Annotated in this window: 15 protein-coding genes and 3 tRNA genes; 7 read left to right on the plus strand and 11 right to left on the minus strand. The window is 75.1% G+C overall.

Annotation, left to right across the window (positions count from 1 at the left end; all coding sequences use genetic code 11):
* Positions 1-13 precede the first annotated feature (13 nt).
* On the plus strand, positions 14-1,030 hold the full coding sequence (locus tag ACZ5GH_RS17690) for an endo alpha-1,4 polygalactosaminidase (protein ID WP_464334719.1): 1,017 nt from the start codon (positions 14-16) through the stop codon (positions 1,028-1,030).
* A 54-nt stretch (positions 1,031-1,084) separates the two neighbouring features.
* Here ACZ5GH_RS17690 and ACZ5GH_RS17695 read toward each other — a convergent pair whose 3' ends face one another.
* The gene (locus tag ACZ5GH_RS17695) at positions 1,085-1,285 is read right to left on the minus strand and encodes a hypothetical protein (RefSeq protein WP_387752272.1); all 201 of its coding nucleotides are present in this window, start codon (positions 1,283-1,285) and stop codon (positions 1,085-1,087) included.
* Positions 1,286-1,439: 154 nt separating this feature from the next.
* On the opposite strand from ACZ5GH_RS17695, the gene ACZ5GH_RS17700 reads away from it, so the two are divergent.
* The 4 genes from ACZ5GH_RS17700 to ACZ5GH_RS17715 all read left to right on the plus strand — a co-directional run bounded on the left by ACZ5GH_RS17700 (position 1,440) and on the right by ACZ5GH_RS17715 (position 6,265).
* The gene (locus ACZ5GH_RS17700; RefSeq protein WP_387752269.1) at positions 1,440-2,393 is read left to right on the plus strand and encodes an aldo/keto reductase; all 954 of its coding nucleotides are present in this window, start codon (positions 1,440-1,442) and stop codon (positions 2,391-2,393) included.
* A gap of 194 nt (positions 2,394-2,587) precedes the next feature.
* A complete protein-coding gene (locus ACZ5GH_RS17705; RefSeq protein ID WP_387752267.1) occupies positions 2,588-2,983 on the plus strand; it encodes a WXG100 family type VII secretion target in 396 nt (131 codons plus the stop codon).
* 13 nt (positions 2,984-2,996) lie between these two features.
* Positions 2,997-5,210, plus strand: coding sequence for a PPE domain-containing protein (locus ACZ5GH_RS17710; RefSeq protein ID WP_387752264.1), 2,214 nt, complete (start codon positions 2,997-2,999; stop codon positions 5,208-5,210).
* On the plus strand, positions 5,207-6,265 hold the full coding sequence (locus tag ACZ5GH_RS17715; protein WP_387752261.1) for a hypothetical protein: 1,059 nt from the start codon (positions 5,207-5,209) through the stop codon (positions 6,263-6,265). Before ACZ5GH_RS17710 ends, ACZ5GH_RS17715 begins: the two co-directional genes overlap by 4 nt.
* Positions 6,266-6,324: 59 nt before the next feature.
* On the opposite strand, the gene ACZ5GH_RS17720 is transcribed toward ACZ5GH_RS17715, so the two are convergent.
* The 6 genes from ACZ5GH_RS17720 to ACZ5GH_RS17745 form a co-directional block, all read right to left on the minus strand.
* On the minus strand, positions 6,325-7,323 hold the full coding sequence (locus tag ACZ5GH_RS17720; RefSeq protein ID WP_464334720.1) for a C40 family peptidase: 999 nt from the start codon (positions 7,321-7,323) through the stop codon (positions 6,325-6,327).
* On the minus strand, positions 7,320-8,588 hold the full coding sequence (locus tag ACZ5GH_RS17725; RefSeq protein ID WP_464334721.1) for an SPFH domain-containing protein: 1,269 nt from the start codon (positions 8,586-8,588) through the stop codon (positions 7,320-7,322). The genes ACZ5GH_RS17720 and ACZ5GH_RS17725 overlap by 4 nt, the downstream gene beginning before the upstream one ends.
* A 193-nt stretch (positions 8,589-8,781) precedes the next feature.
* Positions 8,782-10,323 carry an Ig-like domain-containing protein gene (locus ACZ5GH_RS17730; RefSeq protein ID WP_464334722.1) on the minus strand — a complete coding sequence of 514 codons (1,542 nt, stop codon included), beginning with the start codon at positions 10,321-10,323 and terminating at the stop codon, positions 8,782-8,784.
* 352 nt (positions 10,324-10,675) lie between these two features.
* Positions 10,676-10,751, minus strand: a tRNA-Arg gene (locus ACZ5GH_RS17735).
* A 31-nt stretch (positions 10,752-10,782) separates the two neighbouring features.
* Positions 10,783-10,858 (minus strand) — tRNA-Arg (locus ACZ5GH_RS17740).
* A 251-nt stretch (positions 10,859-11,109) separates the two neighbouring features.
* Positions 11,110-11,203, minus strand: a tRNA-Ser gene (locus tag ACZ5GH_RS17745).
* A gap of 177 nt (positions 11,204-11,380) precedes the next feature.
* Here ACZ5GH_RS17745 and ACZ5GH_RS17750 point away from each other — a divergent pair.
* Positions 11,381-14,956: a hybrid sensor histidine kinase/response regulator gene (locus tag ACZ5GH_RS17750; protein ID WP_464334723.1), complete on the plus strand. Its 3,576-nt coding sequence runs from the start codon at positions 11,381-11,383 to the stop codon at positions 14,954-14,956.
* A gap of 106 nt (positions 14,957-15,062) precedes the next feature.
* Here the strand turns inward: ACZ5GH_RS17750 and ACZ5GH_RS17755 are convergent, their stop codons facing one another.
* From ACZ5GH_RS17755 to ACZ5GH_RS17765, 3 genes are all read right to left on the minus strand, one after another.
* Positions 15,063-16,724 carry a long-chain fatty acid--CoA ligase gene (locus tag ACZ5GH_RS17755; protein WP_464334724.1) on the minus strand — a complete coding sequence of 554 codons (1,662 nt, stop codon included), beginning with the start codon at positions 16,722-16,724 and terminating at the stop codon, positions 15,063-15,065.
* A 178-nt stretch (positions 16,725-16,902) separates the two neighbouring features.
* A complete protein-coding gene (locus tag ACZ5GH_RS17760) occupies positions 16,903-18,141 on the minus strand; it encodes a hypothetical protein (protein WP_464334725.1) in 1,239 nt (412 codons plus the stop codon).
* A 46-nt stretch (positions 18,142-18,187) separates the two neighbouring features.
* Positions 18,188-19,060, minus strand: coding sequence for a glycoside hydrolase domain-containing protein (locus ACZ5GH_RS17765; protein WP_387752244.1), 873 nt, complete (start codon positions 19,058-19,060; stop codon positions 18,188-18,190).
* A gap of 152 nt (positions 19,061-19,212) precedes the next feature.
* On the opposite strand from ACZ5GH_RS17765, the gene ACZ5GH_RS17770 reads away from it, so the two are divergent.
* The gene (locus tag ACZ5GH_RS17770; RefSeq protein WP_464334726.1) at positions 19,213-20,280 is read left to right on the plus strand and encodes an EamA family transporter; all 1,068 of its coding nucleotides are present in this window, start codon (positions 19,213-19,215) and stop codon (positions 20,278-20,280) included.
* Positions 20,281-20,397: 117 nt separating this feature from the next.
* Here ACZ5GH_RS17770 and ACZ5GH_RS17775 read toward each other — a convergent pair whose 3' ends face one another.
* The gene (locus ACZ5GH_RS17775; RefSeq protein WP_387752238.1) at positions 20,398-21,210 is read right to left on the minus strand and encodes a pyridoxine/pyridoxamine 5'-phosphate oxidase; all 813 of its coding nucleotides are present in this window, start codon (positions 21,208-21,210) and stop codon (positions 20,398-20,400) included.
* Between the last annotated feature and the right edge of the window lie 131 nt (positions 21,211-21,341).

Genomic DNA, 21,341 nt, shown 5'->3' on the forward strand with positions numbered 1-21,341 from the left:
GAGTCCGACTACCGTGAACCGCCGCAACCGGCTACTTCCGGCCGCCCTGGCCCTCGCCACCGCCACCGCCCTGCTGGTCAGCTCGTGCAGCAGCTCGGGATCGGAGGACGACCAGGACCCGGCCGACGGCACCCCGAGCAACTCCCCCGCGGCCACCGCGCCGAGCACCCCCGGCACCCCGGACGCGACCACCGCCGCCCCGGGCACCCCGGCCCCCGCGCCCGCCACCCCGGGCACCACCGCCCCGGGCACGCCCGGCGGCGGCCCGCCGCCCGCCACCCCGCCGGGAACCGGCACCCCGCCGGGCAACCCGGCACCGCCGCCGGCCGGCGCCCGCTGGCAGCCCACCCCGGGCCTGGCCTGGCAGTGGCAGCTCGGCGGCGGCGTCGACCAGTCGGTGGACGTCCCGGTCTACGACATCGACGGCTTCGAGAACGACGCCTCGGTGGTGGCCGCGCTGCACGCCAAGGGCCGCAAGGTGATCTGCTACATCAACGCCGGCTCCTGGGAGGACTTCCGCCCCGACTCCGCCGCCTTCGCCAAGTCCCTCCAGGGCTCGGACACCGGCTGGAAGGGCGAGAAGTGGTTCGACATCCGCAAGCTCGACCAGCTGAGGCCGCTGATGGCCGCCCGCTTCGACATGTGCAGGAGCAAGGGCTTCGACGCCGTCGAGCCGGACACCATCGAGGCCTACAACCAGAACAGCGGCTTCCCGCTGACCCCGGACGACCAGCTCAGGTACAACCGGATGCTGGCCCAGCTCGCCCACGAACGCGGCCTGGCCATCGGCCTGAAGAACGACCTGGACCAGATCCCGGCGCTGCTCGCGGACTTCGACTTCGCGGTCAACGAGGAGTGCGCGCAGTTCGACGAGTGCGAGCGGGTCGCCCCCTTCGTGAAGGCGGGCAAGGCGGTCTTCCACGTCGAGTACAAGCTCGACACGGGCCAGTTCTGCGGCAAGGCCAAGTCGCTGGGCTTCAGTTCGATGCAGAAGAAGCTCGAACTGAACGCCTGGCGCAAGCCCTGCTGACGCGCCGCGCGTCCGTCGCGCGGGTGACCCTCGTCCGGGTCACCCGCGCGAGGGTCACTTGACCGCCAGCCAGATGACGCCGCCCAGGACGACCAGCGCGACGACGGCGACCAGCGCGATCACGCCGGTGCGGCTGCCGCCCTTGCTGCTGCCGTAGGTGGAGACGGAGCCCGGTGCCTGGGGCGCCGGGCTCTCGTCGACGAACGCCCGGAACATCTGGGTGCTGCCGGCGGGGTCGTAGTCGTTGTCAGCCATGGCACGGACTCTAACGAATCGGCCCACCTCGGGCACACCCCGGACCCCCGTCGCGCGGGACACACCACCCCCACGTGCGACAGCGGTACGACAGCCTCGTGAAGACCTCGCGGTTCACGGAATGCCCGGCCGCGCGATCGGGTTGACTGCCACCATGACCGGAACCCACAGCCGGGTGAGCCTCGGCACCTCCGACCTGTCCGTCTTCCCGCTCTCCCTCGGCGGGAACGTCTTCGGCTGGACGGCCGACGAGCAGCAGTCCTTCGCCGTCCTGGACGCCTACGCGGCGGCCGGCGGCAACTTCGTCGACACCGCCGACGTCTACTCCTCCTGGGCCCCGGGCAACACCGGCGGCGAGTCCGAGACGGTCCTCGGCAACTGGCTGCGCAGCCGCGGCAACCGCGAGGACGTCGTGATCGCCACCAAGGTCGGCATGCTCGCCGGGCGCAGCGGCCTGGGCGCGGCCAACATCAAGGCCGCGGCCGAGGACTCGCTGCGCCGCCTGGGCGTCGAGCGGATCGACCTCTACTACACCCACCGGGACGACGACACCCCGGTCGAGGAGTTCGTCACCGCGCTGGACGAGCTGGTCCGCGAGGGCAAGGTCCGGGCGGTCGCCGCCTCCAACATCTCCGCCGAGCGGCTCACCGAGGCGCTGGCCTTCGCCGAGCGCGAGGGCCTGGCGAAGTACGTCGCCGTCCAGCCGCACTACAACCTGGTCTCCCGCGACACCTTCGAGGGCCCGCTGGCGGACGTGGTCGCCGAGCACGGCCTGGCCACCGTCCCGTACTACGCGCTGGCGTCCGGCTTCCTGACCGGCAAGTACCGCCCGGGCGCCGAGGGCGTGGACAGCGCCCGCGCCGAGGGCGCCGCCCGCTACCTGGCCGAGCCGCGCGGGCCCAAGGTGCTGGAGGCGCTGGACACCGTCGCCGCCGAGCTGGAGGTGGAGCCCGCCTCCGTCGCCCTGGCCTGGCTCGCCGCCCGGCCGACGGTCGCCGCCCCGATCGCCAGCGCCCGCACCGTCGAGCAGCTCCCGCCGCTGCTGGCCGGCGCCACCCTGGAGCTCACCCCGGAGCAGACCGCCCTGCTGGACGCCGCCTCCGCCTGAGCCCGACCGGCACCACACCGTGCCGTGCACCGCAGGCCGCGAACCCGCCCCGCCCGGGGCCCGGTTCGCGGCCTGCGGCGGTCCGGACGCGTCCGCCCGTCCGGGAACCATCGGGCACGGTGACAAGTCATGGTCAATGAACCATCAAGCACGCATCAAGACTTCACTCGCACAACGCCGACACGGGGGACGCTTTGGCCGACAATCCTGCCTGGGACGGTCTGTTCGACGACGAGGACCGGAAACGGTACGCGGGCCTGCAACTCAACTCCGCGGGCGGCAGCGGGGGCGGCGGCAAGGTGACCGTCAGCCCCGCCGACCTCAAGGCGCGCGCCGGCACCGTCGACGAGATCAAGGGCAACTTCCACACCGTCGACGACACCGCCGACGAGAAGACCACCGCCGCCTACGGCGCGCTGACCAGCTGGCAGACCGGCCCGGAACTGCGCAACCGCTCCATCCGCTGGGACAGCCAGGTCTCCACGCTCGGCAACCTCCTCTACGACATCGCCGAGCGGCTGCGGAAGACCGCCGACCAGTACACGGCGACCGAGAACGCCAACAAGCAGAACCTGTCCGGCGGGAACTGAGGGGGCCACCACCGTGCTGAGCTACGAGATCGTCCGCAACGCCAAGATCGAGCCGCTGCACGCGGCCGCCGAGGAGTGGAAGACGCTCCAGGCCCGCTACGTCGGCCTGAAGGACCGGCTGACCAGCGAGGTCGCCAACAAGCTGGCCGCCGGCTGGGAGGGCGAGGCCGCCACCCAGGCCCGTACCCAGATCCAGAAGGCCGCCGAGCAGCTCGACGCCGCGGGCAAGGAGTCCGCCGACATCGCCGGGCTTCTCGCCGACGCCGCCCAGCAGTTCACCGCCGCGCAGAACCTGCTCAAGAAGATCGCCGACGAGGACGGCCCGGCCGACCACCTCAAGGTGGACGGCACCGGAAAGGTCACCGACGTCCACCCGCTGCTCACCGACAGGACCGCCCAGCACGACCCGGACTACCAGACGGTCTTCCTGCCCCAGCGCAAGCGCGCGGTGGAGAACCTGGTCCACAGCCTCGAAGCGGCGCTCCAGCAGGCCGCCGACGCGGACCAGGCCGCCGCCTGGGCGCTGCGCTCGGACCCGAACGGCGCGAACGACCACTCGTTCAACGCCAACGGCTACCACAGCCTCAAGGAGGCCACCGAGGCCCGCAAGGACCTCTCCGACGCGCTCGCCCTGGCCGGAAAGGGCGGCGACCTCTCGGTCGAGGAGCTGACCAGGCTCAACTCCCTGCTGGAGAAGCGCAAGAGCGATCCGGCGTTCGCCGAGCAGTTCGCCACCACGCTCGGCCCGCGCGGCACCCTGGACTTCTGGCGGGACGTCAACGACCCGACGAAGTTCCCCGGGGGGTACAGCAAGGAACGCAACGAGGCCATGAAGAAGCTCCAGACCTCGCTGGGCGTGACCCTGGGCACCGCCACCCAGAGCCACTCCAAGGCCATGCAGGACTGGGAGAACGAGATGATCAAGCTCGGTCCCCAGCTCGTGGCGCGCGAGCACGGCGGCCCGCTGCCGCGGGGCTACCAGCTGATGAGCAGCCTGATGCGCTCCGGCGAGTACGACACCGACTTCCTCAACTCCTACGGCGACAGTCTGCTCAAGTTCGAGCGCAGCGCCCAGACGACCCCGCAGGGGCTCTGGTCGCCCGACTCCACCCAGCCGAGGTGGGACTACCTCTCCGAGGGCCGCGGCGGCGATGCCGTGGGCGGCTTCCTGGAGTCCCTCAGCCACAACCCGCAGGCCTCCACCCGCTTCCTGGACCCGGGCGACCCCCGGACCAACGACAACCTGAAGTACCTGGTGGACGACCGCCGTTGGCCGGAGGAGATCGACCGCCACGCCAAGTACGTCCAGGACAAGCACTCGCTGGGCCTGGCCATCGAGGCCGCCGCCACCGGCGACCGGGCGGGCCAGGAGGACGGCGTCCGGCACCACACCGAGGCCCAGGCCCGGGTGATGCGCGACTCCATCAACATGCTGGACGGCGGCATCAAGGACGAGGGGCTCCCGGCCGGCATGCAGCGCCCGATCGCCAACGCGCTCGCCGACTACGCCGCCGACACCCACGACATCCTGTCCGGCTCCAACCGCGCCGCCAAGGACCACTCGGGCGAGGACGCCAGCGGCGTCTGGGTCGACCCGGTCACCGGGGAGACCAGGATGGCCACCGACAAGGGCTCCCTGATCCGGGTCCTGCGCGGCGTCGCCGACGACCCCGAGTCCCACCACATCGTCCAGCAGGCCGAGATGGTGCACGTCGCCCAGCAGCTCGCCGAGCTCCCGCCGAACGTGAGCGAGAAGGAGTGGAAGGGCGTGATGGCCAACTCCTCGGTCGCCCTCGGCGTGTACGACGCCGTCCAGGCGGACGCCATCCTCGACCAGCGCGACGACGACACCAAGGTCGCGGCCTGGCGGGCCAAGGGCATGTACCAGGGCATCGGCACCCCCCTGAAGCTGGTCCCGGTCCCCGGCGTGGCGGACGTGGCACAGAGCCTGCTCGGCAGCGGGATCATGGGGTGGCAGATGAACGCCACCGAGGAGATCAACGCGACCGCGGCCGGCAAGATCGAGGAGAACACCCTCACCGGTGCCAACGGCCGCAGCGGACACGAGGGGATCAGCGCCATGGTCGAGAAGTGGCAGCAGCAGCGGGCCGGCCTCAACCCGGACGCCCCCGCCGTCGACTGGGACGAGCAGCAGATGCGGACGATCTACAACACCGGTCGCAGCGACGCCGCCTCCGCCCTCGGCCGCGGCGGCGAGAACAAGTGACGCCCGAGCCCGCGGAACCGCGCGGGGCCCGTCGGCGGTGGCGGCTCCCGGTCGCCGCCGCCGTCGGGCTGGTCCTCGCCGCCGGCGCGGTGTTCTACCTGGGCGGCGGGTACGACCGCTGGCAGGACGGCCGCTCGCTGGCCGGGCTCTGCCACGGCAGCGTGGACACCGCCGAGGTCAGGGCCCTGCTCGGGGCGGACCGGGTGCGCGGCAAGGACGCCGGGGCGCCCGAGGGCCTGGCCGCCTGCTCCGTGGACGACGCCGGGAGTCCCGGCAACGGCTACCTGGACGTCCGGATCGACCGGGGCGCGGAGGGGGTCGGCACGGCGCTGCACACGCTGGGCCGGGACCGCCCGAGCCTCGCCACCAGCATGGTGATGCCGCTCGGCCACGGCCGCCGGGGCGTGCTGGACCTCCAGGGCCGGGCCGGCGCGACCGCCGTGACCGCCCTGGACTGCCCGGGCCAGGGCAAGGAAGGACTGCTGGTCACCGTCCACACCGTCCCCGCCGGCGGCGACCGCCTCCTCGACGACCCGGCCCAGCGCGCCCGGTTCGCCCGGATCGCCGCCCGCGCCGCGGACGGTGCCGCCCGGGTCTGGGGCTGCACCGCCCCCTCCGGCCCGGAGATCACCGACGTCCCCGCGGACACCCGGTACGTCAAGGTCCCGGACGGCGCGGCGAGCGGCACCTGCGCCGGGCTGTCCGGCACCGTCAACGAGTCGCCGGCCGATCCGGACGCCCCCGTCGAGGACTGCTTCCTGTACGCCGGCCAGGACGCCCCGCGCTTCCGCCTCGGCGCGTACTACCCGCCGTTCGCGAACCGCCTCCCCGCCGTCGCCGACTACCCGGTCACCGGCCCGGCCGGCGGCAGGGACGGCCTGGCCTGGGCCACCGCCGCCTGCCCCGGCGGCGGCACCGCCCTCTTCACGGTGGACACCGTGTTCGACGGGAACCGGGCCGCCGCGCCCGACCCGGCGCTGGAGAAGGACGCCCTGCGCACCTTCGCCACCCGCTCCGCCCAGCGCCACGGCTGCTCGGCGCCGCAACTGCCCTGAGGCCGCGGCACGGGCCCCCGGCGGCATCGCGCCGCCGGGGGCCCGTCACGTTCCCGCGGCTACGGCCGCCCGAAGTGGGTCGGGTAGTAGCCCGCGCTGAGCGTCGAGACCCGGACGGTCGTGCCCGGCCGCGGCGCCTCCACGAACTTGCCGCCGCCCAGGTAGATCCCCACGTGGTGGATGCCCGACGCCCGGCCGCTGTCGGACCAGAACACCAGGTCGCCGCGGCGCAGCTGCCCGGCGCTGATCGGCGTGGTCGCCGCGTACTGGTCGTCGGCCACCCGCGGCAGGCTGATCCCCGCGCGCCGGTAGGCCTGCTGGACCAGCCCCGAACAGTCGTAGCCGGACGGGCCGTTGCCGCCCCAGACGTACGGCTTGCCGAGCTGGGCGAGCGCGTAGTCGACGGCCGACTCCGTGCTCCCGGAGGCCGGGGCGGAGTTCGACGACGGACGGCTCGCGGGGGGCGCGGGGGCCTGGGCCGGACCGCCGCCGCTCCGCCCGGTGCGGCTCGCGTAGACGTCGTAGTGGCTGGTCCAGCGCCACTCGCCGCTGCCGTTCTTGAACCAGTACTTCGACCCGTCCCAGCCCTGGCGCATCCCGGCGGAGGAGGCCGAGCCGTTGGAGACGGTCCGGGCGGTGGGGCCGGCCGAGCCGCCGGACTGCCCGGTGCGGCTCGCGTAGACGTCGTGGTGGCTGGTCCACCGCCACTCGCCGGAGCCGTTCTTGAACCAGTACTTCGACCCGTCCCAGCCCTGCTTCCCGGCCGCGGCGTGCGCGGATCCGGCACCGGCCGTCAGGCCGACGACGCCGGCGCCCGCCAGCACGGTGGTGGCCAGACAGGTGCTCCGCACGGCCCGGTGTATTCGGCCGCCGCCGGCCGCCGGCGCCGAGCGGGCGGTGCGCGGCCGGACGACGCAGTCGGGGCAGCCGCAGCCCGCGATCGCGGGGGCACTGCCGAGGCTCTCCTCGAAGCCGATCAGACCGGGATCGTCGTCCCCGGTCCCGAGCGCGCCGCCGGTGACGGCGGGTTCGGCGTACGCGCCGGTGGCTGTCCTCATGCGGATCGTCCTTCCTTCCGTCCGGCACGGACGGCCGGGGGCGGTACCGAGGCGGTCACTCCGGCCGGGGCGACGAAGGCGACCAGCAGCTGTTCCATCAGCGCGCTGCGGGCGGCCTCGTCCAGTTCGTGCGCGGTCGCCCGCTCCAGACGGCGGACGGCGAGCGCCGCCGCCTCCACCGCGTCGTCCACCAGCACCGTGCGCAGGCCCGCGTCCAGGTCGGCCAGCCGGCGCCGGCGCATCGACTCGGCCACCTCGGGCGCGTAGTCCAGGGCCAGCGGCTGCACCGAGTAGACCTCCAGGCCGGCCGGGACGACCTCGGCTGCCAGCGCCCTGGTCAACTCGTCGGCGAACCACTGCCCGTCGCGCAGCGCGGGGCCGGGCGCCGCGTTGCTGTCACAGGGCAGGATGGACGCGGTGCGGGTGAGCACGGCCTGGACCTGCTCGCGCAGGTAGCTCTCGTGGTCCGCGATCGCCAGCAGCGCCCGCGCGGTGTCCTTGACCCGCCAGACGATCAGCAGCCGGACCACGATCGGCGTGCCGGTGCGGTCCACCACCTTGACCGGCTCGCTGCGCCAGTGCCGCAGCCGCACGTCCACCCGGCGGCGGCGCAGCAGCGGGTTGACCCAGACCAGGCCGGTCCGGCGGACGGTGCCCCGGTAGCGGCCCCAGCGGGTCAGCACCCGGGTCTCGCCGCCCGCGTTGGCCAGCAGCCCGGCGAGCGCGAACACCGCCAGCAGGCCGGCCGCGGCCGCCGACGCGATCCACTGCGCGTCCACCTCGACCAGACCGCTCCTCCTCGCGGCGGCGCCGCGCAGGTCGGGCAGCGCGTCCCAGTACGGGATGACGCCGGTGCGCAGCAGGACGAACAGCACGCCGGCCACGCCGATCAGCACCGCCAGCAGGGCGATCCAGCCGGGCACCGCGTTGGCGCGCTGCTCGCGCAGCGCCTGGTCGGCGCGCGGCGGGCGCCGGGAGGTGGTCGCGGCCGGGGCGCCGACCGTCGTCGCGTCCAGGAGTTCGACGGTCTCCGGGGCGCCGGTCTCCAGCGGATCGGGCAGGTCGGCCGGGGCACCCGGCGAGGGGTTCGGGACGACGGCCAGCGGGGTGGTCGCCGGTCCGCTGTCGGCCGGGCCGCCGGGCTTGACGGTCCTGACGGCCGTGGCTCTGGCCAGGGGGCTGGAACCGGAGCGTTCCGGCAGGGCCGGCGGGAGCGCCTTGGGCGGGTTGTCGGGTCGCTGCGAAGAATCGCGGGTGACGTCCATGCACGGGTCCTCTGGGTCGGTGTGTCGCGCAACGGGCGGCCCGGATCTGACGGGCAGTGCCAGGGTCAGGCTAAGTTCATAGGTCATCAAATGCGACATTTGACCGAGGTGTGTCGACATTTACTGACGAATCATCCAAAGCTGACCTGACGCGCAGGCACATGAACGGATGGTCGGGACAGTTCGGCGCGGTTCAGCGCCGAGGAGCACCGGGCCTGCGGGCGACCACCCGACGGGTGATCAGGCCGAGACCGGTGAGCACCAGCAGGACTCCGGCGAGTCCACCGCGCCAGCCGGCCTCCCCGGGCCGTCCGGACGCACCCTGCGCGGCCTGCGCCGGCGGCGCCGCCAACGGCCGGCCCGCGCCCCCGGCCGACCCGGCGAGTCCGACGAGGCCGACGGCTCCGGCCGGCTCGGGCACGGGCTCCACCGCGGCGACGGCCGTCGGCGAGGCGCCGGCAGCGGTGGCCGGGGTCGCGGAGACGACCGCGGCGGTCGAAGGGGAGGGGCCGACGGGCCGGGTGGAGGCGGCGGACGCGGCGGGCACGGTGGTCGCGACGGCCGCCGGGGAGGCCGCGGCGCTCGGACCGGCCTTCGCGGACTCCGAAGGCGCCGCCGACGGGCTGGGCCGGGCCGAGGCCGACCGCGTCGGGCTCGCGGCCACCGGGCTCGGCGCCGACGAGGCCACCGCACTCGGAGCCACCGGCGCGGGAACCGCCTTCGCCGCGGCGACCCGCACCAGCACCGCCTCCCCCGAGACCCCGTTCCCCGCCCGGTCGGTCGCCGTGACGGTCAGCCACTGCTCCCCGTCCGCCAGGTCCCGGTTGGCCGTGCAGGTCCAACTCCCGTCGAACGCCGCCGTCGCCCCGCACAGCACCGTCCGCCGTTGCTGCTCCGAGCCCGCCACCGCCCGCGCCGTGACCAGCACGTCCACGCCCGGATCCGCCCGGCCGGCCAGCTTCGGCCGACTGACCCGCACCGTCTCCCCGGAGGCCGGCGAGGTGAGCACCGGCCCGGCCGGCAGGGCGGTGTCGACGACCAGCGCGACCGACGGTCCGGCCGTCCGGTTCCCCGCCGCGTCGACCGCGACCGGGGTGAGCAGGTGCTTCCCGTCCGTCAGGTTCTCGACCGGCAGGCAGGACCACCGGCCGTCCGCCGGCACCCCCGTGATGCACAGGTCGTCGGCCGAGCCCTGGTCGACCACCATGACGGTGCTGCCCGGCTCGCCGGTGCCGGTGAGCCGCAGCCCCGGGTCGTTGGTGTGGGCGGGGACGGTGAGCGTGGGGGCGCTCGGCGGCACGGTCTTCACGCTGACCTTGACCGGTTCGCCGCGCAGCACCACGCCTCCGCCGGTGGTCTCCACCGGCGTGAGGACGTGCGGACCGGCGGCCAGCTCCTTGTCGGGGCGGCAGGACCAGTCGCCGCCGCGCCCCGCCGCGGCCGTGCAGAGCGCGGTGCCGCCCTCCCGGACTTCCACGGTGGCGCCGGACGCCGTGCCCCGGCCGCGGATCCGCGGCCGGGCGTCGGCGAGGACGGCACCGTCGACCGGCCCGGTGATCTCCGGCCGGGGGCGGTCGGACGCGGGACCGGAGGACCGCGCGGGGGCTCCCGGCCGCGTGCCGCCGGCGGGGCCGGCAGCGGGGAGCCCCGCCGCGAGGGGGGTGTTCCACGTGGTCAGCAGCCCGGTCGCGAGGACGGCCAGGGCGGCAGCCGTACGGGAAAACTGTCGGCTCATCCGGCTCTCCTTCGCGGTCGGCTGCCGGGTGGTGGGCAGTCTGCACAAGATCCGACAAAAAGGAATCACGATCCTGAGCCGGTCATACTGCGACACCTGTGGTTATGGCCGTGTCCCACCCGTTCGGCGGGCTTCCGGGCGGCAGGACGGGATGTACCCGAAACAGCTGCATTTCATCCATTAGGCGGCAATCGGCACCACCCGAACGGACGCGGGATCGGGTCCTCCGGACCCATCCGGGCGACCCCTGCTCCCGGGACGGGCCCATCCACCGCAGGGCGCTGTTCGAATCGCCGGCCGGGCATCCCGGGAAAAGGGAGAAGCCCCCGGCCGGTGGCCGGGGGCTTCTCTATGGTGCGCTCAGCAGGATTCGAACCTGCAACCTCTTGATCCGTAGTCAAGTGCTCTATCCGTTGAGCTATGAGCGCAAGGAACGGGCGAACCCGATCTTGCGGAGTTTGGTGCGCTCAGCAGGATTCGAACCTGCAACCTCTTGATCCGTAGTCAAGTGCTCTATCCGTTGAGCTATGAGCGCTCGCCCTGGTGAACGTTGTCTCCGGGGCGTTGCGGGGACAACATTACATGACCTGCGGCGTAGGACGAAATCGGTTGATCCGGGCCCCGCCCGGCCCCCTCCGGCCCCCTCCGGAGCCCTCCCCGGTGCCCCCGGCCCGCACCCCGGGCCCACCCGCCGGCCCGCCCGCGACCATCCGCCGGGCCGCCCCGGATCCTGCCCGGGAACGCGAAGAGCCCCCGCCGACGAGATCGTCGACGGGGGCTCCCGACTGGCGGAGGCTGAGGGATTTGAACCCTCGATCAGGAATAACCCCGAAACCGCATTAGCAGTGCGGCGCCATAGACCGGACTAGGCGAAGCCTCCCCACATGGACCATGCCCGCGCGAGCGGACCCGTTCCGTGTGTCAGTGATGATGCCACAACCGTGGGGCTCGGCACCAACCACCGCCAACGTTACTAGGCGGGTCGTCCCCGCCGCAAAGAAGAATGAGATACTGCCGTCTCCGGAGGAGCTGCCCCGAGCCGAGGAGACCTGTCGACGTGAGCAGCAGGCCGATCCGAGGCGCTGCTCGCCTCGCCGCCATACTCGACGCCCTGCCCGACGCGTTGCTGCTGGTGAACAGCAACGGCACCGTCGTGGACGCCAACAGCGCGGCGGTCCAGGCGTTGCAGGCGCCGGGCACCTCACTGGTCGGCATGGGCGTGCTGGGTCTGCTGCCCGAGTTCGACCCCAGTCGCATCCCCGGCTCGATGCGCCCGGCCACCCGCGACGGCGAGGCCCTCGACCGCCCGGTCCGGATGACCGCCCACCGCACCGACGGCACCACGTTCCCGGTCGAGGTCTCCGGCAACGACTTCGCCGACGACGGCGACGGCCGCGGCTACGCGCGCTCCCCGTACGACTCGTACCGCGAGAACTCGCCCTCCTCCTCCGACCTGCTCCTGCTGCTGGTCCGCGACCTCTCCGGCCGGCTCGGCGTCGAGGCCGAACTGCGCCGCCAGCACAAGCAGACCGAGATGATCCTGCGCGCCGCCGCCGAGGGCGTGCTCGGCGTGGACCTCGAAGGCCGCTGCGTGCTGGTCAACCCGGCCGCCGCGCACATCCTGGAGTACCGGGCGAGCGAGCTCGGCGGGCGCGAACTCCACCCGCTGATCCAGCACTCCCGGGCCGACGGCACCCCGCTGGCGCTGGAGGAGTCGGCGCTGCTGGACACCCTGACCTCCGGGCGCAAGCACCGGGTGCGCGGCACCGTGCTGTGGCGCAAGGACGGCCGGCCGGTCACCGTCGACCTCACCACCGCCCCGGTCCGGGACGGCGACCAGCTGGTCGGCGCGGTGATGACCTTCACCGACCGCAGCCGCGAACTCGCCCTGATCGCCCGCAACGAGCACCTCACCGCCGTCCTGGAGAGCGAGCTGGGCGGCGCGCTGAACGCGCTGAACCAGCGGCTCGACGCGCTCGCCGCCGACCCGGCCGGCCAGCTCTGGCCGGAGGCCAACTGGACGCTGCGCCGGCTGGCCGCCGAGTGCCGCCGGTTCGGGAAGCTGATCGACGGCGTGCTGGACCACCAGCGCTGCGAGGCCGGCGAGAGCGGCGCGGAGGCCAAGGACGGCAAGGAGTCCAAGTCCGGAAAGGACGCCAAGGACGACAAGGACGGCAAGGGCGTGCGGAAGGCCGCGCCGCGGGTGCCGGTGGGCCTGGACGCGGTGGTCCGCCGGGCCGTCGAGGAGGCCGGCGAGCTGGTCGGCCCCGGCCGGGTGCGGTTCTCGGTGCACGCCGCCGCGGTCGAGGTGATCGCCGACGAGCGGCGGCTGGCCCAGGCGCTGGCCCACCTGGTCGCCGACGTCAGCGGCGTCGGAGTGGTGCTGGACCCCCCCGCCGCCCCCTCCCCCGGCCTGGCCGTGCCCGGGCTGAGCGGCGCCGCCGCGCCCGTGCTGCCGCCCGCCCCCGAGCCGCCGACCGTCGTGCTGGCCGCCGCCCAGCGGGGCGAGGTCGCCCGGGTCGAGATCCGCGGCCCCGGTGTCGGCGGCAGCCCCGTCCACCTGCCGATAGCCCGCACGGTGGTCGAGCGCCACGGCGGCGTGCTCCAGCCGCACGAGCTGCCCGGCAAGGCCGGCACCACGTACGTCGTCGAGCTGCCGCTGGACCCGGCCGCCGCGAAGGCCGCCGCCGAGCGCGCCGCCGCCGGGGGCCGCTCCGACCGGCCGAAGGAGACCGACAGCGCCGTCCTGCCCGAGCTCCCGGGCATTCCGCAGCTGCCCAGCAGCGGCGGGACCGACGGGACCGCCGAGCCCGCGACGGCCGGCGAGCAGCCCGCACCCGAGGCCCCGGAAGCCGCCGCGGCGGAGCAGGCGCCCGCCGAGGAGCCCCCCGCCGAGCGACGCGGCCGCCGTGGCCGCCCGGCCGCCGAGGCCCCGGGCTCCGCCGGCACCCCCGAAGCCACCGGCGTCCCCGGTGCCCCCGGTGCTCCCGGCGCCCCCGGCGCTCTTGGTGCCCCTGGCGCTCCCGGTGCTCCCGGTGCTCCCCACCTTCCGGCCGACCAGTGGCCGAACGCCCCCGCCCGGGTCGAGCGGGCCGTCCCCGAGCAGTGGAACGGCACCGGCAACGACCCCGCGTACGGCCGCCAGGGCCTGGCCGGACCGGACGGCGTCCAGAGCGACCCGTGGGGCAAGGACGACGGCCGCTCCGGCCCCGCCTACGCCGTGCCCGTCGACGGCGACCGGGCGCAGCCGCCGACCCGCCCCGCCGGGCGCGAGCCGCTCGCGCTCGGCCCGGCCCCCGCACCCGCCGTCCCGGACGGCACCCCGCCCGGCGGCACCCCGACCGGCGGCACCCCGACCGCCGAGGGTGACCAGGAGCAGGCCCCGGGCGAGACCAAGCCCCGGCGCCGCCGCGCGCTGCCCTCCGCCGAGGACTCCTCCGGCGGCTTCGCCCTGCCCGGAGTGGCCGACGCCCCGGTCTACCCCGGCCTGGAGCACGCCCTGCCGGCCGGCCCCGCGCCCGCGCCGCCCGAGCCGGCCGCCGCCGCGCCGACCGGACGCCGCCGCCGGCTGGCCGTCCCCCCGGGCCCCGGCCCGGACGCCCTGGTGAACGCCTCGGCTCCGGCCGGCCAGGGCCAGCCCGCGCCCGGCACCGCCCTGGCGCCCGCCCGGGCCGCGCTGCCCGCCGCCGAGGAGCCGTCCGCCCCCCGCCCGGTCGGCACCGGCCTGGGCGAACTGGCCCCGCCGCGCGCCCTCGGCCCGGCGCCGGTGCCCGCCGCCGCGCCGCAGCCGCCCGTACCGGCCGAGGCCGCCCGGATCGCGCCGCGCCCGGTCGCCGAGCTCCCGGCCGCCGAGGAGCGGCCCGCCGCCGAGCAGCCGTCGGCCCCGACCGGCGAACTGGCCAACACCCGTCGGCTGCTGGTCTGGCCCGAGCCCGACCCGGCCACCAAGCAGGCCCTCCAGTCGCGCGGCTACCTGCCGGTGATCGTCCGCTCGCGCGAGGAGGTGGACGCCCAGGCCGCCGGCTTCCCGGCCGCCCTCTTCGTCGACCCGCTGACCGGTCCGATCACCCGCACCGCGCTGCAGTCGCTGCGCACCGCGGCGCTCAACCGCCGGGTCCCGGTGCTGGTCACCGCCGGCCTCGGCCAGGCCACCCGGGACGCCGCGTACGGGGCCGACCCGGCCGTGCTGCTGCGCGCCCTCGCGCCGCGCGACGGCGAGCACCACGCCCCGCGGGTGCTGCTGGTCGAGGGGGACCCGGACATCGCCGCCGCCATGATCAGCAGCCTGGAGCGGCGCGGCATGCACGTCGAGCACGCGGTGGACGAGAACGACGCGGTGGCCCGGGCCAGCAGCGTCCAGCCCAACCTGGTGGTGATGGACCTGCTGCAGATCCGCCGCCGCCGGGTCGGCCTGCTGGACTGGCTGCGCGCCAACGACCGGCTGCACCGCACCCCGCTGGTGGTCTACACCTCGGTGGACCTCGACCCCCGCGAACTGCCCCGGCTGCGCACCGGCGAGACGGTGCTGTTCCTCGCCGAGCGCTCGACCAGCGAGGACGTCCAGTCCCGGATCGTCGACCTGCTAGGGCGGATCGGCGCGATGGGCGAGGCGGGTGTCGCCGCCGCGGGCTGACCCCGGCACGCCGGAGGGCCGGCCGCCCCTGTCCGGAACGGGGGCGGCCGGCCCTTCTCCTCGATCACGCCTCGGCGGTCACTCCTCGGCGATCACGCCTCGGCCGTCATTCCTTGCCGAGGACCGTGACGTCCAGCTCCTCCGCCGCGTAGCTGGCCCGGATCACCTTCTTGTCGAACTTGCCGACCGAGGTCTTCGGCACCGACTGCACGATCGACCAGCGCTCCGGCAGCTGCCAGGAGGCGATCCGCTCGCCCAGGAAGGCCCGCAGCTCCTTCAGCCCGACGGTCGCGCCCGGCCGCAGCACCACGGTGGCCAGCGGGCGCTCGCCCCACTTCTCGTCCGGGACGGCGACCACGGCGGCCTCGGCCACGTCCGGGTGCGCCATCAGGGCGTTCTCCAGCTCGACCGAGGAGATCCACTCGCCACCGGACTTGATGACGTCCTTGGCCCGGTCGGTGAGGGTCAGGTAGCCGTCGGCGGTGATGGTGCCCACGTCGCCGGTGCGCAGCCAGCCGTCCTCGGAGAACTTGTCGTCCGGGCGGACCGGGTCCTGGCCGGCGCCGCCGTAGTACGCCCCGGCGATCCACGGGCCGCGCACCTCCAGCTCGCCCGCCGAGACGCCGTCGTGCGGCATCCGCTCGCCGCCCGGGCCGATCAGCCGGGCCTCGACGGAGGCCGGGAAGACGCCCTGGGTGATCCGGTACGGCCACTCCTGCTCGGGGGTGAGACCGCCCGGCGGCTGGGCGAAGCAGCCGAGCGGGGAGGTCTCGGTCATGCCCCAGGCGTGCAGCACCCGGATGCCGTGGCGCTCCTCGTAGGCCTTCATCAGGGACGGCGGGCAGGCGCTGCCGCCGATGACCACCATGCGCAGGCTGGAGGTGTCGTAGTCGCCCGCGTCGAGTTCGTCGAGCAGGCCGGCCCAGATGGTGGGGACGGCGGCGCTGACGGTCGGACGGACGGCGGCGATCATCTCGGCCATCGGCTTGGGCTGGAGGAAACGATCCGGCATCAGCAGGTTGGCGCCGGACATGAAGGCCGCGTGCGGGATGCCCCAGGCCTGGACGTGGAACATCGGCACCACCGGCATCGCGGTGTCGCGCGGGGTGAAGGCGAAGTTGTCGCCGGTGTTGACCTGGAGGCAGTGCAGGTAGACCGAGCGGTGGCTGTACAGCACGCCCTTCGGGTCCCCGGTGGTGCCGGAGGTGTAGCAGAGCACGGCCGCCTGCCGCTCGTCGATGTCCTGCTGCCACGGGTACTCGGTGGGCCGGCCGGCGATCAGCTCCTCGTAGTCGTGCACACCGCCCGCGAAGCCGGCCAGCAGCGAGCGGTCGCCGGGGCCGCTCACCACGATGTGCCTGAGGGTCGGCGCGAGGTCCGGGAGGACGGCGGCGAGCAGCGGCAGGACGGAGCCGTTGACGAGGATCACGCGGTCGGCGGCGTGGTTGACGATGAACGACAGCTGCTGGGAGGGCAGGCGGAGGTTCAGCGTGTGCAGCACGGACCCCATCGAGGGGACGGCGAGGTACGCCTCCAGGTGTTCGGTGTTGTTCCACATCAGGGTGGCGACCCGGTCGTCCGCCGTCACCCCCAGCTCGTCGCGCAGCGCGCAGGCCAGCTGCGCGGCGCGTGCGCCGACCTCTGCGTAGGTCCGGACCACCGGCCCCGTGCCGTCCCAGGTGGTCACGGTCGACCGCCCGTGGATCGTGGACCCGTGCTCCAGGATTCGGGCGACGGTGAGCGGTACGTCCTGCATCGTGCTGAACACGGGTCCTCCTTGACCTGGCGGCACTGGCGGCTGCGCCTGCGGCACCTACCGGGCGGTAATGCGCGCCGACGTGCCCGATTGTGCCGCCCCCGCCCCCCGCTGTCAGCATCCCGTCCCCGTTGCACGGATCACGGCTCCGCCCCGGGCCCGCCCTCCGTCCCGCGCCCGGGTGGGGCGGTCAGGGCTGGGTGGGGGCGGCGGGGCGGGTGAGGCGGAGGGAGTTGGTGGGGTCGGGGGTGTAGGCGGGGTCGAGGGTCCAGCCCTGGGCGGCGGCGATGCGGAGGGCCTGGTGGGCGCCGGCGCCGCGGTAGGTGGCGCGCTTGAGGTGGATGCGCAGGGCCAGGGTGCCGTCGGGGGTGCGGGTGGTGGTGGGGCGGGTGCGGTTGGAGTCGCGTTCGAGGATGCGGCGGATGTGGCGGTCCCAGGCGGCGGGGCTGTTGGTGAACTCGGCGCGGAAGGCGCGCGGGCCGACGGTCCAGCGGGCGCCCCAGCGGTCCCAGTAGTCGGGCTCGGGGCGCTTCACCCAGCAGGTGAGCAGGCCGTACACCGGGGCGTAGACGATCTGCAGCAGGAAGACGAACGGCAGCAGCGGTGCGGGGCGGACCGGCTGCGGGCCCCACGGGGTGCCGGGGGCGGCCGGCGGGTCGTGCGGGGAGGGGGCGTTCAGGGTGGCCGGGGCCGGGAAGTGGCGGGCGAGCCGGACGTGCCCGGCGTCGGTCCCGGACGCCACCCCGTGCCAGCCGCGCGACTCCGCGAGCCGGACCACGCCGGCCGCGCCGAGGCCGCGGTAGAGCCGCAGGGCGAGCCGCACCCCCACCACCCGGCCGAGGTCGGGCTGCACCTCGCCGCCGCCGGCCGCGTACGACGCCTCGGCGGCGGCGATCCGGCGCTCCAGGACCGGGGCGACGTAGCGCTCCCAGTGCTCCGGCCGGCCGGTGAGCTCGGCCCGCAGCCGGCGCGGCGGGATGAAGCCGCGGTTGACCTTCAGCCAGCCGTCGGAGCTGGGGCCTCCGCCGTTGTAGTCCGCGAGGATCAGGACGACGAAGAGGAGCACCAGGCCGAGCACCCAGAGCGGCGCGTAGATCCACTGGAGGAGGAACTGGAGCAGCACGGCGAGGCGGTTGCGGCGAGGCGCCGGGCCGGGGAAGCCGCCGGTCCCGCCCGGGCCGGACGCCGGCGGGGCGCCGAACCGGGCGGCGGGCTGGGGCTGCGGGACCGGGCGGGGCTGCGGGACCGGATGGGCCTGCTGGCCCGGGTACGGCTGCTGGGGCTGGTACGCCTGCGGCGGCGGTACCGGCTGCGCGTACGGGTTCTGCGCCGCGTACGGGTTCTGCCCGTAGGGCGCCGGTCCGTACGGGTTCTGCGGCGGCGGCGCGCCGTACCCGCCGGTGCCGCCGTGTCCCTGGCCGTTCGCCATGCCGTTCCCCCCGTGCTTCGATCGGGGGCCACCCTACCGGCGGGGCTCAGCGGGCGGTCGGGCCGTCCACCTGGTTGCGGTCGACGGTGAGGGTGGCGCCGCCGAAGGTCTCCTCGACGTTGCCGTGGTACTGGTGGACGCGCTGGTGGAAGCTCCAGAGGTCGGGGGCGAGGCCGCCGGAGCCGTCGGTGTCGGCCCGGCCGTCCCAGCGGGCGTACCAGAGCGCGTCGGGCATCGGGGAGCTGCCGGCCCGGGCGGCGGCGGCGAGGTCCGCGATGCCGGAGTCGAGGCTGGAGTAGAAGCCCGAGCGGTAGCCGGCGGCGTGCAGGCCGGCGGTCCAGCCGAGGGTGAAGTCGACCACGGCCTGGCCGCAGGCCGGGTCGTGCGCCGGGTAGGCCTCGATGTCCAGGTAGACCGGGCTGCCCTTGACGAGTCCGAGCGAGCGCAGGGCCCGGGCGGCCTCGCCCGCCTCCTCCCGGCCCTGGTCGGCGGCCTTCGCCGGGTCGATCCGCTCGGGCTTGCGGCTCGGGTCCGCACACGGCGCCTGCCGTCCGACGTGCACCGGCAGGAACCGCCAGCCCGTCGCCCGCGCCTGGCGCACCCACTCGGCGGTGAGCAGCGGCTGGGCGCAGCCGCGCTGGGAGCCGCTGGTGTAGATGCCGACCGCCCCGTACGGGGAGGTGCCGCGCCAGGCCGCCAGGGTGTCGAGCGGCGGGGCGGTGCAGGCGTCGAAGGCGGGGCCGCTCCAGATGTCGCGGGCCCGGGGCGGGCCGGGCCGGTCGGGCAGCGTGACGGCCCGGATGCGGGGGGTGGCGGCGGCGGCCGGGGCGGCGGCCGCGGCGTTCGCGCCCGTCCCGTCGGTGGCCAGCAGGAGCACGAGGGTGGCTGCGAGGAGGGCGGCGGGGCGGAGATGGCGCATCCCGCCTTGATACTGACGGACCGTCGGACGACGGCGGCAACCACGCCGCAGCCCCCTCGCGGGTCCACCCTTTCGGACGCACCCGTCCGTATCCGTCCCGATTTTTGTAACGAGCTTGCCCGTTCATCACTCCTTACGGCAAACTCACGAACATGCCCACCTCCCATACCAGCGAAACCCCCTCCGCCTCGTCGTCGGCCGCCGCCGTCGCCGAGGCCCTCGCCATGCCGCCCGCCCCCAAGGGCGAGCCTGCCGGTGAGCGGGGAAGCTGGCGACGAGGTGGGGCGTCCGGCTCCGCGGCGCCACCCGACGGCCGGCCCGGTCGGTCCACCGGCCGGTTCGGCAAGGTCCTGCGGCGCCCGGAGCGGATCCCGGCGCCGCTTCTCTGTCTGACCGCGATGTTCCTGGTGCAGACCGGCATCGCGCTGTCCAAGCCGCTGTTCGGCCCGCTCGGGGTCAGCGGCACGACCTTCCTGCGGCTCGGCTTCGCCGCCGTCATCCTGCTCGCCGTCACCCGGCCCAAGCTGCGCGACAAGCGCCCGCGCGACCTCGCCGCGGCCGCGCTGCTCGGCATGGCCTCGGCCGGGATGACCTTCCTGTTCGCCGGGGCGATCGACCGGCTGCCGATGGGCACCGCCGCGACCATCGAGTTCCTCGGCCCGCTCGCGGTCGCGCTGGTCTTCGCCCGGCGCGCCAGCCACCTGCTCTGGGCGCTGCTCGCGGCCGCGGGCGTGGTGCTGCTGACCCTGCTCGGCGAGGGGGACGGCGGCGGGTCGCTCGACCCGGTCGGTCTGCTGTACGCCTTCGGGGCGGCGGCCTGCTACGCCGCGTACATCCTGTTCACCGACAAGGTCGGCGCGGCCTTCCAGGGGTTCCAGGGCCTGGCGGTGTCGATGACGGTCGGCGCGCTGACGCTGGCGCCGTTCGGGCTCGGCCAGGCCTGGGACGGGCTGACCGCGCCCGGCGCCTCGCCGCTCGGGCTGCTCGCCGCCGTCGCCGGGGTGTCGCTGCTGCTGCCGGTGATCCCGTACGCGCTGGAGATGACCGCGCTGCGACGGATGCCGCAGCGGGTGTTCAGCGTGCTGGTCAGCCTGGAGCCGGCGGTCAGCGCGCTGGTCGGGCTGGTGGTGCTGGGGCAGCTGCTGGGCGTGCCGCAGCTGGCCGGGATCGGCTGCGTGGTCGCGGCCAGCGTGGGTGCCACGCTGACCGGGCGGCGGTAGCCGCGCGGCGCGGGCCGTACGGCCTACGCGGCTCTACGGCGTCACCAGCTGCACCGGCGTCACGGCCCCACCGGTGTCACGGCGTCACCGTCGTCCCGGCCCCACCGGTGTCACGCCTCACGGCCAGAGCAGGGTGCGCGACCACTCCGGGGAGCTGACCGGGCCGGTGCGGGTGTAGCGCAGCCGGATGTGCCGGCGCTGGGCGTCGCCCTGCCAGAACTCGACCTCGTGCGCCCACAGGGTGTAGACCGCGTGCCCGGACGCGACCGCGTCCGGGTGCGTCTCCAGCCGGCGGCGGGCGACCGCCACCGCCTCGTCGTACTCGTCGAACGAGCCCAGTGGCTCGCTCTGCCGCCCGACCAGCGCGCCGACCCGGGCGGCGGGCGAGCGGGTGGCGAACTCGGCGGCGGCGACCACGTCGGCGGCCTGCTCGACGGTGCCGCGCACCCGGACCTGGCGGCCCAGCTGCGGCCAGTAGACGGTCAGCGCGGCGGCCGGGTGGTCGGCGAGCTGACGGCCCTTGGGGCTGTCGGCGTCCGCGGAGAAGTTCCAGCCGGTGCCGGCCGCGTCGACGTCCCGCAGCACCAGCACCCGGGCGTCCGGCATGCCGTCGGCGTCGACGGTGGAGAGGGTGAAGGCCTGCGGGTCCAGCACCCCGGCGTGCAGCGCGGTGGCGAGCCAGTCCACGAACAGCGGGCCGGGCTCGGCGGGGGCGGCCTCGTGGTCGAACGACGGCAGCGGGCGGGCCATCGGCGGGCGGCCGAGCAGCAGCTCGGGGACGGACCGGGGGCCGGACCGGCGCTCGCGGACCGGCTCGGCCGGCGGCTCCGGGCGTGCCTCCGCCGCCGACGGTGAACCGGGCTCGGACCGGGGCTCCGGTGCAGGCCTGGTCTCGTCCGGGCCGCTCAGGCCCTCCTCCTCCGCCGCCATCGCGCGCCCTTCCTTCCGATTGCCGCGGTCGCCGCCCCGGCCGGGCCGGTCCATCCGGGCCCGGGCACGTGGGTGCGCTGTCGGAGCGCAACCGTACCGCCGTACACCGACGGCTCCGGGCGCGGGCCCTC

It is taken from the genome of Kitasatospora sp. Xyl93, from assembly GCF_055383135.1.